Annotated in this window: 13 protein-coding genes and 1 tRNA gene; 10 read left to right on the forward strand and 4 right to left on the reverse strand. The window is 60.6% G+C overall.

The window, feature by feature from the left end:
- Window positions 1-68: 68 nt before the first annotated feature.
- Window positions 69-668, forward strand: coding sequence for a gamma-glutamyl kinase (locus tag AC53L6_RS09720; RefSeq protein ID WP_496908071.1), 600 nt, complete (start codon window positions 69-71; stop codon window positions 666-668).
- A 5-nt stretch (window positions 669-673) separates the two neighbouring features.
- On the opposite strand, the gene AC53L6_RS09725 is transcribed toward AC53L6_RS09720, so the two are convergent.
- The 3 genes from AC53L6_RS09725 to guaB form a co-directional block, all read right to left on the reverse strand.
- Window positions 674-2,881: an ATP-binding protein gene (locus AC53L6_RS09725; protein ID WP_496908072.1), complete on the reverse strand. Its 2,208-nt coding sequence runs from the start codon at window positions 2,879-2,881 to the stop codon at window positions 674-676.
- Between the two features lie 252 nt (window positions 2,882-3,133).
- Window positions 3,134-4,294 (reverse strand): RsmB/NOP family class I SAM-dependent RNA methyltransferase, encoded by a 1,161-nt coding sequence (locus tag AC53L6_RS09730; RefSeq protein ID WP_496907707.1) that lies wholly within the window; start codon window positions 4,292-4,294, stop codon window positions 3,134-3,136.
- Between the two features lie 44 nt (window positions 4,295-4,338).
- The gene (gene guaB, locus AC53L6_RS09735; protein ID WP_496907708.1) at window positions 4,339-5,787 is read right to left on the reverse strand and encodes an IMP dehydrogenase; all 1,449 of its coding nucleotides are present in this window, start codon (window positions 5,785-5,787) and stop codon (window positions 4,339-4,341) included.
- A gap of 105 nt (window positions 5,788-5,892) precedes the next feature.
- Between guaB and AC53L6_RS09740 the strand changes: the two genes are divergently transcribed.
- The 5 genes from AC53L6_RS09740 to AC53L6_RS09760 all read left to right on the forward strand — a co-directional run bounded on the left by AC53L6_RS09740 (window position 5,893) and on the right by AC53L6_RS09760 (window position 10,967).
- Entirely contained in the window at window positions 5,893-6,879 is a 987-nt protein-coding gene (locus tag AC53L6_RS09740; RefSeq protein ID WP_496907709.1) for an acyl-CoA desaturase, read from the forward strand.
- Window positions 6,863-7,819: an agmatinase gene (gene speB, locus AC53L6_RS09745; protein WP_496907710.1), complete on the forward strand. Its 957-nt coding sequence runs from the start codon at window positions 6,863-6,865 to the stop codon at window positions 7,817-7,819. Before AC53L6_RS09740 ends, speB begins: the two co-directional genes overlap by 17 nt.
- 162 nt (window positions 7,820-7,981) lie before the next feature.
- Entirely contained in the window at window positions 7,982-10,021 is a 2,040-nt protein-coding gene (locus AC53L6_RS09750; protein WP_299699685.1) for an ASKHA domain-containing protein, read from the forward strand.
- A complete protein-coding gene (locus AC53L6_RS09755; protein WP_496907711.1) occupies window positions 10,018-10,857 on the forward strand; it encodes a class I SAM-dependent methyltransferase in 840 nt (279 codons plus the stop codon). The genes AC53L6_RS09750 and AC53L6_RS09755 overlap by 4 nt, the downstream gene beginning before the upstream one ends.
- Before the next feature lie 36 nt (window positions 10,858-10,893).
- Window positions 10,894-10,967: transfer RNA gene (locus tag AC53L6_RS09760), tRNA-Gly, on the forward strand.
- 5 nt (window positions 10,968-10,972) lie between these two features.
- On the opposite strand, the gene AC53L6_RS09765 is transcribed toward AC53L6_RS09760, so the two are convergent.
- Window positions 10,973-11,242, reverse strand: coding sequence for a winged helix-turn-helix transcriptional regulator (locus AC53L6_RS09765; RefSeq protein ID WP_496907712.1), 270 nt, complete (start codon window positions 11,240-11,242; stop codon window positions 10,973-10,975).
- A gap of 31 nt (window positions 11,243-11,273) precedes the next feature.
- Here AC53L6_RS09765 and AC53L6_RS09770 point away from each other — a divergent pair, with 31 nt between their 5' ends.
- From AC53L6_RS09770 to AC53L6_RS09785, 4 genes are all read left to right on the forward strand, one after another.
- Entirely contained in the window at window positions 11,274-11,606 is a 333-nt protein-coding gene (locus AC53L6_RS09770) for an NADPH-dependent F420 reductase (RefSeq protein ID WP_496907713.1), read from the forward strand.
- A gap of 60 nt (window positions 11,607-11,666) precedes the next feature.
- Window positions 11,667-11,831, forward strand: a complete 165-nt coding sequence (locus AC53L6_RS09775) for a hypothetical protein (protein ID WP_496907714.1) — start codon at window positions 11,667-11,669, stop codon at window positions 11,829-11,831.
- Window positions 11,832-11,952: 121 nt separating this feature from the next.
- On the forward strand, window positions 11,953-12,195 hold the full coding sequence (nrtS, locus tag AC53L6_RS09780; protein WP_496907715.1) for a nitrate/nitrite transporter NrtS: 243 nt from the start codon (window positions 11,953-11,955) through the stop codon (window positions 12,193-12,195).
- Between the two features lie 6 nt (window positions 12,196-12,201).
- Window positions 12,202-13,845: a sulfatase-like hydrolase/transferase gene (locus AC53L6_RS09785; protein ID WP_496907716.1), complete on the forward strand. Its 1,644-nt coding sequence runs from the start codon at window positions 12,202-12,204 to the stop codon at window positions 13,843-13,845.
- Window positions 13,846-13,847: the final 2 nt, after the last annotated feature.

The raw sequence follows: 13,847 nt of genomic DNA on the forward strand, positions 1-13,847 counted from the left end.
GCCAACACGGGTTAAGGAGTAGTTTACGCGCCAAGGCAAAGATGAAGAAAAGCAGAACGGGGCAGGAAATGCTGGTGTTTTACAAGGCAAAGCTGGCGTTTCTGGCCGTGCCCAAAACGGGCACGTCGGCCTATGAAACCGCGCTGGCGTCGCATGCGGACATGGTCATTTCCGAGCCTCCCGCGCTGAAACATGCGCCGGTTTACCGTTACAACCGATTCATCCGCCCCATGTTTCTAAATGTCTGCGATGTCGACCTGGATGTCATGGCCGTTATGCGAGACCCGATAAGTTGGTTGGGCAGTTGGTGGAGATATCGGCAACGTCCGTTTATGGCAGGCAAACCAAATGCCACCCACGACATCAGCTTTGACGACTTTGTGCTCGCCTACATGAAGGGCAACAAACCACCGTTCGCAGACGTCGGAAGCCAATACAAATTTCTTGAACGCCAGCCGAACGGAACAGGTGTAACACATCTGTTTAGATACGAGGACCAACAGCGATTGCAAACGTTCCTGACGGAACGGCTTGGCGTGACTTTTGAGTTGGGGCAGGAAAATGTCTCGCCCGCACGCGCGCTGGAGTTGTCACCTGACGTGGAAAAACGGTTTCGCCGAAAATTTGCCGAAGAGTTCGCCCTTTATGAGGGCATTCCGACAACCTGACGCGTTCAATGCAGCTGCTGGTGTACCGTCTCTGCGAGATCGTTCAGTGAAAACGGTTTCGGCAGGAAAACCGAATTTGGAATCTCCCGCTGCTGATCCGTCAGACGATCTTCGGCGTAACCCGAGACAAAGACGACGCGCACATCCGGACGTTCCTGAAGCGCTTCTCTTACCCAGGAAGGGCCATCTTTTCCGGGCATGACGACATCCGTCACAAAAAGATCAACGTTCAGAGACGCATCCTCCAATGTCTTGAGGGCTGCCTCGGCCGAGTCGGCCTCAAGCACCGTATACCCGCGCAGCCGCAAGGCGCGACTGGCGAAAGCGCGGACCGGTGCCTCATCCTCAACCAGCAAAATCACCCCATCGCCATGTTTCGGCTCTGCCATTTGCGTTGGCACCTTCGCAGCTGGCGCTTTCGTCGTTGTCACTTCAAGGACCGGGAACATGATTGAAAAGCACGTGCCCTGCCCCGGCGTGCTGTCGACAAAGATGAACCCGCCTGTCTGCTTTACGATCCCGTAGGCGGTGGAAAGACCCAAGCCGGTGCCCTCCCCGGTTTTCTTTGTTGTGTAGAACGGTTCGAACACTTTTTGTAGCTTGTCGGCAGAGATGCCGACGCCCTGATCAACGACGCGCAGACACACATAATCGCCAACGGGTACACTCACCCGATCGCGTTCCAGTGGTTCGGACAAGGTCATACACTCGGTCTCGATCTGTATTTCGCCGCCATCCGGCATGGCGTCACGCGCGTTGACGACGAGGTTCATCAAAACCTGCTCCAATTGTCGCTTGTCGGCGCGGATGGGCTTCAAAACTGGATCGTGGGATAGGTTCAACGTGACCTTTTCGCCCACCAAACGGTTCAGCAGATGTGTGAGGTCCGACATCGTGTCGCGCAGGTCCAACTCTTCCGGGCGCAGCGTTTGCTTGCGAGAGAACGCAAGCAACTGGCCCACAAGAGCAGCGGCGCGATTGGCATTCTGATTGATCTGCACAAGGTCGCTATAGTCCGGGTCGCCTTGGTCATGACGCAGCAACAGCAGATCACAATGGCCCGAAATCGCGGTGAGCAGATTGTTGAAATCATGGGCAACACCGCCCGCCAGCTGACCAATTGCCTGCATTTTCTGGCTCTGCACGAACTGCGCTTCAAGTGTCTTGAGTTCGGTCGCATCAGCAAGGACAGCGATTACGGACACTTCACCATCTTCATTCATCCGATTGAGCGCGACCTGAACAAACATTTCCTTGTCCGAACGCGTTAACCTCAGGAATTCCGATTGCTGAACCGCCCGCCCCGACACCGTTTCTTCGAGCCAATCGCTGATCGGACGCCCCAGGCCAGCCATCAAATCCGAAATGTTTTTGCCTTCGGCCAGCGCGTCTCCAATCAACTCGGATGCGCAGCGATTAAAGCCACGCACATCACCGGCGGGCGAAAACCGGACCAGCGGCACGGGCAAATCCTCAAGCGATGCCCAACTGCCCGATTTCTCATCGTCGCCTTCGGTTGGCGGCGGCAGAAGATAATAGGCCCGGCGCCCCGCACCCGCATCGACCTGCGTGACAAGAACGTCAACCGGACCATCCGGCGTCGTCAAAGGGTTCACGGATCCCAATTTCACTGGAACCTGTTCAAAAACGGCTTCAAGTGTTTTGACCCGCCCACCGACAAGTTTGCGGGCACTTTCGTTCATATAGAGAACGGCACCTGTGCGACCGACCATCAGCATCGGCAAACCAGGGCCGTCGGCACCACGCCCTTGTCCTGTATCCGGCGCAGCCTCAAGCCGCCAAAGCAGCGTGTCGTCTTCCATTTCGTGTACAGCAAGGCGCATGTGCCCTTTGCGTGTCACGATATCCTCGCGTGCCGCCCCATCAATCTCGGCCTGCTTCCTCAGCCGGAACAAAATGCCACCCGGGTTCGCAAAGGTATTGCGCAACGTGCCTGCCATCGTCTCACCCTTACGAGTGGCATAGGTCTGTCGCGCCGCCGCATTGGCTTGCAACACCTCGCCGTCACTTGTGCACACAAAGCTGGGCGACGCGTCTTTTTCAATAAAGGCGGCGATGGAAGATATCGTGCTTTCGTGGCGCGATCGGGATTTTCGGGCCTGCAACGTGACTGCAAAGCCAAGGCCCATTACGGCCAGCGAAGCCGCCAACAGGCCCATCTGTATCAAACGATCGGGTGCAAGAACGCCCATCACGCCAAGCAATACAGCCGCGCCCAGAAGGCTGATGGCCCGATGCGAGCCGTCCTTGTCGGGCCGTGTCAAATTGAATGGCGATCCCACACTGTCGGGCACCAGGCACCTCGTCTCTCTCGATTCGTTGTGCCTTTCTGCGACCAAAACGGTTAACTGCCTCTTAAGCCCTGTCCGTTTCTGCGCATCCAGAAGGTGACGCCAAAGGCGAAACATCCCAGCACGATAAACCTGAGGTTGAGTAAGCCCTTCTCAACCAGCGCGTGTCAAGTGGGTAGCGAAGAAACCATCGCCCCACTCGTCAACAGCCCAACGCTGTGTCGCATCTATGCTGAAGTCTGCGGCCCCATCGGCGAAGCTTTGCACCTGCTCTTCGTTTTCCTCACGCAACACGGAACAGGTTGCATACAGAAGCGTTCCACCCGGCACGACAAGCGCTGCAGCTTGGGCCAGTATCTCGCTTTGAATACGTGTCAGATCATCCAGACGGTCCTGGGTCAGTGCCCATTTCGCATCAGGCGCGCGCCGCCATGTCCCAGACCCCGAGCAAGGGGCGTCGACAAACACCAGATCAAACGGCGGACTGGATGCCAGACCTCCGGACGGAAAAATCTTGATATCATGCCCCCCGCGCGCAGCCCGTGCAGGCAGGTCGCTCATCCGGGACGCATCAACATCACTGGCAGTTACAGACCAGCCAAGCGCAGCCATAGCCAACGCCTTGCCACCACCGCCGGCGCACATGTCCAGCGCCTTTCCGGGAGCGCCAAGACCAGCAACGGCAGCCTGGCTTGACGCATCCTGCACCTCGACAAGACCGTTTACGTAGGCCAGCGCGTGCCGAACACGGCGCGCGCCTTCGGTGACCGTCAGTGCCGTTGCCGCACGCGGATTGGCAATGGTTTCAATACCGTCCTCTTTCAACGCCAATTGAGCGTCGGCAACGCTGGATTTGGACATGTTGGCCCTGAGGGTTACGGGCGCACGTCCAGTCAAGGCGCGTGCGGTCTGTTCGGCCTCGTCTCCAAGACTGTTTTCAAAGATTGGAACCAGCCAATCCGGTAGATCCCAAGCGACACCCTGAGGATCAAGCGGTTTGCTTCTTTCACGCTCCAAATCAGACAAAGGTGCGGGCGCATACCCTCGACCATCAAACAATGTGTCAGGGTCAATGCCTTGGTCGCGCAATCGCCCAATCATGCGTGCGCGCCCGCTGTCCGCGCCACCGCGCGCAGTATCGCTACGCCAGTGTCGCAGCACATCAAAAACGTGATCACGGATGGCCGCACGATCCTTGGAACCGGCAAACCGACTGGCACGTGCCCAGCGGGTCAGTGCCTTTTCGGCCGGTTGTCCAGCGTCGATGGCGTCAAGTACTTCGATGGCCGCAGCGACGCGTGCACCGGGTGTCATTGCGCCAAACTCACGTGAAGTTCACACCGTAACACCTTGTTTTCTCACATAGCCCGATAGTTCGGCGACTCGCGCGTGATCTGTACGTCATGCACATGGCTTTCCTTAAGGCCCGCGCCAGTGATCTTCACGAAGTTGCAGTTTTTCCGCATCTCATCGACGGTCGCGCAACCGGTGTAGCCCATTGCAGCCCTCAAACCACCCACCAACTGGTGGATGACGGCACCCGCCGACCCCTTGTAGGGCACCTGCCCCTCGATCCCTTCGGGCACCAGCTTGTCACTGGCCGCGTCCTTCTGGAAATACCGGTCGGCAGACCCGCGCGCCATCGCGCCAAGGCTGCCCATGCCGCGATAGGATTTGAAGCTGCGGCCCTGGTACAGAATGACCTCACCAGGAGATTCGTCTGTCCCCGCGATCATGCTGCCCACCATTGCGCAGGATGCGCCCGCCGCGATGGCCTTGGCGAAATCGCCTGAGAACTTGATTCCGCCATCCGCAATAACCGGCACATCGCCCGCCGCAGCAGCACAATCCATAATAGCGGTCAGCTGGGGTACACCCACGCCCGCCACCATCCGCGTGGTGCAGATCGACCCGGGGCCGATACCCACTTTCACGGCATCCGCGCCCGCGTCGATCAAAGCGCGTGTGGCCTCACCGGTAGCAACGTTGCCCGCAACAATCTGCACCTCGTTCGACAGTTTCTTGGCCCGGCGCACCGCCTCGGCAACACCTTCGGAATGCCCGTGGGCTGTGTCGATCACGATCATGTCGACACCGGCATCGACCAGGGCTTGCGACCGTTCAAAGCCAGCGTCCCCAACGGTCGAAGCCGCCGCCACACGCAAACGCCCCAAATCGTCCTTGCAGGCGGTCGGGTTCAACACGGCCTTTTCGGTGTCCTTGAGGGTCAACAGACCCGTCAGCTTGCCCTCAGCATCTGTCACCAGCAGCTTTTCGATCCGCCGCGCCTTCATCAGGCTGATCGCCTCGTCCCGGTCCGCAGGTTCGTGCAGGATGGCAAGATCTTTCGTGGTCATCATGACCGATACAGGCGTCTTGTCATTCTCGGCAAAGCGCATGTCGCGATTGGTTACGATCCCGACAACGCGCCGATTTTCATCCACAACGGGGAAGCCGGAGAACCCATAGCGTTCGGACAACTCGCGCGCGTCAGCGAGGGTCTGATTGGCATTGAGCGTGATGGGGTTATAGACGATCCCGCTTTCGAACCGCTTCACCCGGCGGACCTCCTGTGCCTGTGCCGCGATATCCAGATTGCGGTGCACGACCCCCATGCCGCCAGCCTGCGCCATGGCGATGGCCATGCGCCCCTCGGTCACTGTATCCATGGCCGAGCTGAGCAGCGGGATATTCAGATCAATGCTGCGGGTGACCCGCGTGCGGGTGTCAGCGGTCGTGGGCAGCACGCTGGACGCGGCCGGAACCAGAAGAACATCATCGAAGGTGAGCGCCTCGCGAATCTCCATGGGGGTCTCCTTGGGAGGGTTCGTTTGACGCCTCCCTATTTCATGGACCTGCAAAAATGGGAAGCCCTATTGCGCGCAAGATTTCAACGCGCCACGCTGCCCTTCATGCACACTGAAAAACTGTCCCACATGCCCAACCTTTGCGATACCGAGCGCATCGTCTCGGAGCCGGGCACGTGCAACATGCGTGGAACGATCCGCACTGACCTACCGAAAACCCTGTGGATCACCGGCCATGGCGTCTTGGGGATAGTGGGTATTCTGGTGTTTCCGCAGTGGGACGCGGCAGTGGTCTTTCTGCTGCTGACCGCACTCACCGTCTGCGCGGGCCACTCCGTGGGCATGCACCGTTTGCTGATCCACCGCAGCTTCGAGACGCATCGTCTGATCGAATACATTTTGGTCTGGCTGGGCACATGTGTCGGGATGGCCGGTCCGATCGGTATGATCCGGACTCACGACATGCGTGACTGGCATCAACGTCAGCGCACATGTCCGGCACATCCAGCGCATCGCGCCGGATTTCTGAAAGACGCATGGTGGCAACTTTGCTGTCGCTATGACCTCGCCTGCCCCCCACGCTTTGTGCTCGAGCAGCGCGTGGCCCAAGATCCCGTCTATGTCTGGATGGAGCGCATGTGGTGGCTGCAGAACCTGCCTATCGCTCTATTGCTCTTTGCCTTTGGGGGATGGGCCTGGGTGCTGTGGGGCGTCAGCCTGCGTATTGTTGCCTCTCTCGTTGGCCATTGGTGGATCGGCCATGTCGCCCATCGGCGCGGACACCAGGGTTGGGTCGTTGCAGGACTGCCGGTACAGGGTTTCAACGTACCCGGCTGGGGCCTTGTGACCTTTGGAGAGAATTGGCACGGCAATCACCACGCTTTCCCTTATTCCGCCCGCCTCGGCGTCGAAAAAGGTCAGATCGACCCGGGGTTTTGGCTTATCTCCACGCTCGAGACCTTTGGTTTGGTATGGAACGTCAAAACACCCGGTGACGAACCGGATCGGCCCGGCCTCACCTGCGTGCAGAACGGGGCTTGCAGCGGCACCGAAAGCGCGGGCATGGTCCAGCCCCATGACAAATACATATGATACAGGCCGCCTGAACCTGCCATTTGTCGGCATATCGACCTTCGGCAAACGCCCCTATGCCGAGGATTGGACAGCGCTCAATGCGGATGTGGCAATCCTGGGCGCGCCCTTTGACGCCGGGACGCAATGGCGTTCGGGCGCCCGGTTCGGCCCGCGGGCGGTGCGCGAGGCGTCCACGCTGTTCAGCTTTGGCCATGCCGGGGCCTACGATCACGAGGACGACGCGACCTACCTGCCCGAAACCGTGCGGATCGTGGATATGGGCGACGCAGACATCATCCACACCGACACCGAAGGGTCCCATGCCAACATTGAAGCCGGTGTGCGGGCCGCTTTGGCCGCAGGTGCCCTGCCCGTCACCATTGGCGGTGATCATTCGGTGAACATCCCCTGCATCCGCGCCTTTGACGGGCAAGGCGACATCCATATCCTCCAGATCGATGCGCATCTGGACTTTGTCGACGAACGGCACGGTGTGCGGCATGGCCACGGCAACCCCATGCGACGCGCGGCAGAGTGTGACTATGTGACCGGGCTGACGCAGGTCGGCATCCGCAATGTCAGCTCGACCGCCAAGGAAGGCTACGATGATGCGCGCGCGATGGGCTCGGACATCCTGTCGGTCCGTCAGGCGCGCGCGCTTGGGCCCAAAACAGTGATTGACCGCATCCCCGAGGGCGCGCGGCTCTACGTCACCATCGACATCGACGCATTCTGCCCCTCGATTGCGCCCGGCACTGGCACGCCAAGCCATGGCGGGTTTTTGTACTATGACGTGCTGGAGATGCTACAAGCGGCGGCGAAACGGCACGACATCGTGGGCATTGATCTGGTTGAAGTGGCACCCGACTACGACCCAACGGGCTCAACGGCCATTCTGGCGGCACAGGTATTGATGAACCTGCTGGGCTTCATCTTTCACGCCCGCGCTGGCGGATAGTTCGGAGGGGGCCAGCCCCCGCCCTTCGGGCCCCCCGAAGTTTATCTGGCAAGATGAAGAGGATCGAAAACTGACGTGTGTGTGACGCCCTATGTCGTTTGACACCTTTCCCCTGCCCGTGGCCCGACTATTGTAGGGGCAGGCAAGATCACCGAGGCGCTCATGAGCACTGATCCACTCGTCGTATTTACCCCGTCCGGCAAGCGCGGGCGTTTTCCTGTCGGCACCCCGATACTGACTGCCGCCCGCCAGCTTGGTGTGGATCTTGATTCCGTCTGCGGTGGGCGCGGGATTTGTTCCAAGTGCCAGATCACGCCGAGCTATGGCGAGTTTCCCAAGCACGGTGTGACCGTGGCCGACGATGCCCTGTCGGAATGGAACAAGGTCGAAGAGCGTTACAAATCCAAGCGCGGGTTGATCGATGGCCGCCGCCTGGGATGTCAGGCCACGGTGCAGGGCGACGTGGTCATTGACGTGCCCCCGGAAAGCCAGGTGCACAAACAGGTGGTGCGCAAACGGGCCGAGGCGCGCGACATCGTCATGAACCCCTCGACCAAGCTTTACTATGTCGAGGTGGCCGAACCAGACATGCACGACCCCTCGGGCGATCTGGAGCGGCTGGTCGGCGCCATCGAGGCCGATTGGGGCATCAAGAACATCCACGCCGATCTGCACATCCTTCAGGACCTGCAACCGGTGCTGCGCAAGGGCGCGTGGAAAGTCACCGTCGCCATCCACCTCGGCGATGACGAAAACGCGCCGCGGATCATGCATATATGGCCCGGCTATTACGAAGGCGCGGTCTATGGCCTTGCTGTCGATCTGGGGTCCACCACCATCGCCGCGCACTTGTGTGATCTGACAAGCGGAGAGGTCGTGGCCTCCTCGGGTATCATGAACCCGCAGATCCGGTTTGGTGAGGATCTGATGAGCCGCGTCAGCTACGGCATGATGAACACCGGCGGCGCGGGTGAAATGACGGCAGCCGTGCGCGAGGGGATGAACGCCCTTTTCACCCAGATCGCGACCGAGGCCGAGATTGACAAGGGCCTGATCGTGGACGCCGTCTTTGTCTGCAACCCGGTCATGCACCACCTGTTGCTGGGCATCGATCCGTTCGAGCTGGGTCAGGCCCCCTTTGCCCTTGCCACATCGAACGCGCTGCGCCTGCGGGCCGATGACCTTGACCTGAACATCCACCCCTCCGCGCGGATTTACCTGCTGCCCTGTATCGCGGGCCATGTGGGCGCAGATGCCGCTGCCGTGGCCCTCAGCGAGGCACCGGACAAGTCCGACGATCTGGTCCTCGTGGTTGATGTCGGCACCAACGCCGAAATCCTGCTCGGGAACAGGGACAAGGTACTCGCCTGCTCCTCCCCCACCGGACCCGCCTTTGAAGGGGCGCAGATCAGCGCAGGCCAGCGCGCCGCCCCCGGCGCAATTGAACGGGTCGAGATTGATCCGGTCACCAAGGAACCGCGCTTTCGCATCATCGGGGTTGACCTGTGGTCCGACGAAGACGGGTTCGAGGCTGCCGCCGCGGGCACCGGGATCACCGGCATCTGCGGCTCTGGCATCATCGAAGCCATTGCCGAAATGCGGCTGGCCGGACTGCTCGACGCCTCGGGCCTGATCGGCAGCGCGGCGCAGACCGGGTCGGATCGCTGCGTGCCCGACGGGCGCACCCAAGCCTATGTCCTGCATGACGGCACCGCCATCGGCGGGCCAAAGATCACCGTCACCAACCCTGACATCCGCGCCATCCAGATGGCGAAGGCCGCGCTTTATTCTGGCGCGCGCCTGCTGATGGACAAGTTTGGCGTGGATCAGGTCGACCGGGTCGTGCTGGCAGGTGCATTCGGCGCGCATATCTCGTCCAAACACGCCATGGTGCTGGGCATGATCCCCGACGCCCCGCTGGACAAGGTGACCTCGGCGGGCAACGCCGCCGGAACCGGCGCGCGCATCGCGCTCCTGAACCGCGACGCCCGGGGCGAGATCGAAGAGACGGTCCGCCGTATCCACAAAGTCGAAACCGCCATCGAACCGCGCTTCCAGGAGCATTTCGTAAACGCCTCCGCCATCCCCAACTCTGCCGATCCATTCCCGATCCTGAACGGGATCGTCGACCTGCCAAATGTCAGCTTCAACACCGGCGGCGACAGCGAAGGTGGTGGGCGCCGTCGCCGGAGACGCGCATGAGCAATGCGGAGCAGGAAGAGTTCTGGACCGATGCCGCCGGTCCGAAATGGGTCACGCAGCAGATGCAGATGGATACGCTTCTGGCCCCAGTGCTCGATCTGGTCCTGGACCAAGCCGCCCTTCGGCCCGGTGACCGGGTGCTGGATATCGGCTGCGGTACGGGCGTCAGTGTCGTGGCCGCTGCACGGGCGGTGGGCGGCCAGGGCCATGTGACCGGGCTTGATATCTCGGAAACGATGCTGGATCTGGCCGCGGCACTGCTGCCGGACATGACGAACGCGGCGCTTTTGAAAGCGGACGCTCAGACACACCGGTTCGACACGTCTTTCGACGCGATGATCTCCCGCTTTGGCGTCATGTTCTTTAACGACACGGTGGCGGCACTCTCCAACCTGAACACGGCCCTTGCGCCGGGTGGGCGTATGACCTTCGCGGCATGGGGACCCGCGCCGCAGAACCCCTATTTCATGGTGCCCGCAAAGGCAGCCGCCAGCGTGCTGGGCCCTATGCCCAAGACGGACCGCACGCTGCCCGGCCCGTTCGCGTTCGAGGACAGCACGCGGATACTGGTGCAAATGGCGCAGGCCGGGCTGAATAGCACGGACGTTGAAACGGTGTCGGTCGACCTGACATCAGGGGGCGATGTGGCCAAGACCGCGGCGTTGATGATGCAGATCGGACCGGCAGAAGCGGCCGTGCGCCACCACGGCGTGGACGCCGAAACCGCCCAACAGGTGCAATCCGCCGTGGCCGACGCCATCGCGCAATTCGACACCGATGACGGGCTGCGCATTCCGGCCTGCATCCACATCTACAGCGCACGCAAACCCGCTTGACGCCAGCCGCCCCCACGCCTATCCCAAGCCCCGAGCGCGGGTATGGTGAAAAGGTATCACGGCAGCTTCCCAAGCTTTAGTTACGGGTTCGATTCCCGTTACCCGCTCCACAACCTTACCCTTCAGGATAGTTGACTTCCGCCCATACCTTGAGTGCCCGGATATGGGGTAACAGGTCCGCACCGCGGTCTGTCAGGCTATACTCAACGCGCAGCGGCATTTCGTCGAACGGCTCCCGATGGACCAGGCCGTCGGCTTCCAATTTGCGCAAAGTTTGGGTCAGCATTTTCTGCGTCACACCATCCAAACGCCGCCGTAGAGCGCAAAAGCGTTCAGGCCCATCGGCAAGGGCAACAATCGCCAACAAGGTCCATTTCTCTGCCAATCAGGCAAAGAACTGCCGCGATGGGCAGACCTTGGCAAAGCTCGGGGTCAAAGCCGAACATACCGTTTTGCTGGGCAGTCGTACCCCGGTCAAAGAACAGGTCAGTCTGGTAAGTGCCCGTGCAGACAGCGACATGGTGATCCTCGCCATGCCCTATACCGCAGCGCGGGACACGCTGGTCCCACTCGCAGCTGCTATTGGCAACAAGATCGTTGTTGATGCGACCAATCCGCTAAATGATGACTGGAGCCCGCTGCAGCTTCGCGAGTCCACCTCGGCGGGTGAAAATGTGCCGGATTGGCTGCCTCAGGCGCGGGTGGTCAAAGCCTTCAACACCATCTTCGCGGACATCATGACAAAGTGAGGCTTGAACCGGGATGGCAGGGCCGCGACGGCTTTCATCGCGGAAAATGACGCAGACGCCGTGGACACTGTCAAATCGCTGACTGCGCGCATGGGGCTCACCCCGGTGGTGACCGGCCCGTTGCAGATCAGCCAGCACCTTGAGGCGATGGCGCATTTGAACATCGCGATAGCTGCGGGTCAGAACGGCGGGACAAATGCCGCCGTCCTGTACCACCAAGGTTGAAAGAGATGGCAGGCGGTCGACCCGCCTGCCACCGCTACAGATCACTATCGCGTGCGCATGCAGGTGTGGCCTTGATTTAGGAACCGTTTGGTCCACTTTTGCCCAAAAGGAGATGTGCACCGTGCCACACGTCAAAACATGGCAAATCGCAACCGACCGCACGGTGATGAGGCGCGCGACCAAGATTGCTCTTGTCGTCGGCATCGTCATCGCGGTGATCAACCACGGCGATCGGATGGCTGCGGGCCAGATGGACGCCAGTGCGTGGCTGAAATGCGCGCTGACCTTCCTTGTGCCCTACTCCGTCTCCACCTACTCTTCGGTCATGGCCGTACGGGAGCGGCTGCAAAGCCTCGGGGACTGATCCACTTTGAACATTCTGTTTGTGATGTATGACCAGCTGCGGTTCGACTACCTCAGCTGTGCCGGGCATCCGCATCTGCATACGCCGAATTTCGACCGTGTGGCGGCGATGGGCGTGCGTTTCACCAACGCCTATGTCCAATCCCCGATCTGCGGCGGATCGCGGATGTGTTTCTATACCGGACGCTACGCTGCATCTCACGGCGCCCACTGGAATGGGTTTCCCTTGCGTGTGGGCGAACACACGTTGGGGGATCACCTGCGCAAGATCGGCATGTCCTGCCACTTGATCGGCAAGACGCATATGACGGTCGATGCCGAAGGGATGGAACGGCTGGGGTTGGACGCAGAAAGCGTGATCGGCGTGCGCACCTCGGAATGCGGGTTCGATCCATGGGTGCGTGATGACGGGCTCTGGGCCGAAGGGCCAGACGGGTTTTATGACGAAAGACGAAGCCCTTACAACGAATACCTCAAGTCAAAAGGGTATGACGGCAGCAACCCATGGGCCGACTACGCTAACGCCGGTGTTAAGGACGGACAAATCGCATCCGGCTGGTTCTTCGACAACACCGACCTGCCCGCCAACATCCGCGAGGAGGACAGCGAAACACCGTGGCTCACCTCGGAAGCGATCCGTTTCATCGATCAGGCGACCGGCCCATGGTGCGCGCATCTTAGCTACATCAAACCGCACTGGCCCTACATCGTTCCCGCATCCTACCACGACATGTATGGCCCCAACCACGTGCCCGCCGCCACCCGCGCCGACGGCGAACGGATCAATGCGCACCCGGTCTTTGACACCTTCATGAACGGCCCCGTAGGGCGCGCCTTTCAGGATGAAGAGGTGCGGGCCAAGGTGATCCCCGCCTATATGGGCCTGATCAAGCAATGCGACGACCAGTTGGGCCGCCTGCTCGATCATCTGGAAGCGACGGGCCAGATGGACAGCACCATGATCGTGCTGACCTCGGACCACGGCGACTATCTGGGCGATCACTGGCTGGGCGAGAAAAACCTGTTCCACGACCCTTCCGCCAAGGTGCCCATGATCATCTATGACCCGCGCGAGGCTGCAAACCGCACCCGCGGCACCACATGCGATGCACTGGTCGAATCCATCGACCTCGCCGCCACCTTCGTTGAGGCCGCAGGTGGCACCGTGCCCGACCACATCATCGAAGGACGCAGCCTGCTGCCGTGGCTGCAAGGTGAGACGCCCGACTGGCGCGACTACGTGATTTCCGAATACGACTTCTCGGCTCAACCCGTCGCGGTGAAGTTGGGGCTGGAGCCGCGCGACTGCCGCCTCTTCATGGTGTTCGACGGGCGGTACAAGCTGATGCACTGCGCGGCCCCCGGTCTGCGCAACATGCTGTTCGATCTCGAAACGGATCCGGACGAGTTGATCGACCTTGCCAAGACCGACACCCACGTTGCCATCGAAGCCCGCCTGCTCACGCATCTCCATGACTGGAGCCTGCGCATGTCGCAACGCACCACACGGTCCGAAGACCAGATCAAGGCAATGCGCGGCGCTTCAAACGGCAAAGGCATCCTGATCCACCTCAAGGACGGCACGGAAGTTGATGAAAAACTGACACAAAAGTATCGCGGCCCAGCCCGCCAGATCCACCTCAAGGACTGATC

The organism is Tateyamaria sp. LSS28, assembly GCF_059611725.1.

Coding starts and splice junctions, on each gene's coding strand:
- AC53L6_RS09720 (WP_496908071.1), top strand. CDS start 69: ATGCTGGTGTTTTACAAGGCAAAGCTGGCGTTTCTGGCCGTGCCCAAA.
- AC53L6_RS09725 (WP_496908072.1), bottom strand. CDS start 2,881: ATGGGCGTTCTTGCACCCGATCGTTTGATACAGATGGGCCTGTTGGCG.
- AC53L6_RS09730 (WP_496907707.1), bottom strand. CDS start 4,294: ATGACACCCGGTGCACGCGTCGCTGCGGCCATCGAAGTACTTGACGCC.
- guaB (WP_496907708.1), bottom strand. CDS start 5,787: ATGGAGATTCGCGAGGCGCTCACCTTCGATGATGTTCTTCTGGTTCCG.
- AC53L6_RS09740 (WP_496907709.1), top strand. CDS start 5,893: ATGCACACTGAAAAACTGTCCCACATGCCCAACCTTTGCGATACCGAG.
- speB (WP_496907710.1), top strand. CDS start 6,863: ATGACAAATACATATGATACAGGCCGCCTGAACCTGCCATTTGTCGGC.
- AC53L6_RS09750 (WP_299699685.1), top strand. CDS start 7,982: ATGAGCACTGATCCACTCGTCGTATTTACCCCGTCCGGCAAGCGCGGG.
- AC53L6_RS09755 (WP_496907711.1), top strand. CDS start 10,018: ATGAGCAATGCGGAGCAGGAAGAGTTCTGGACCGATGCCGCCGGTCCG.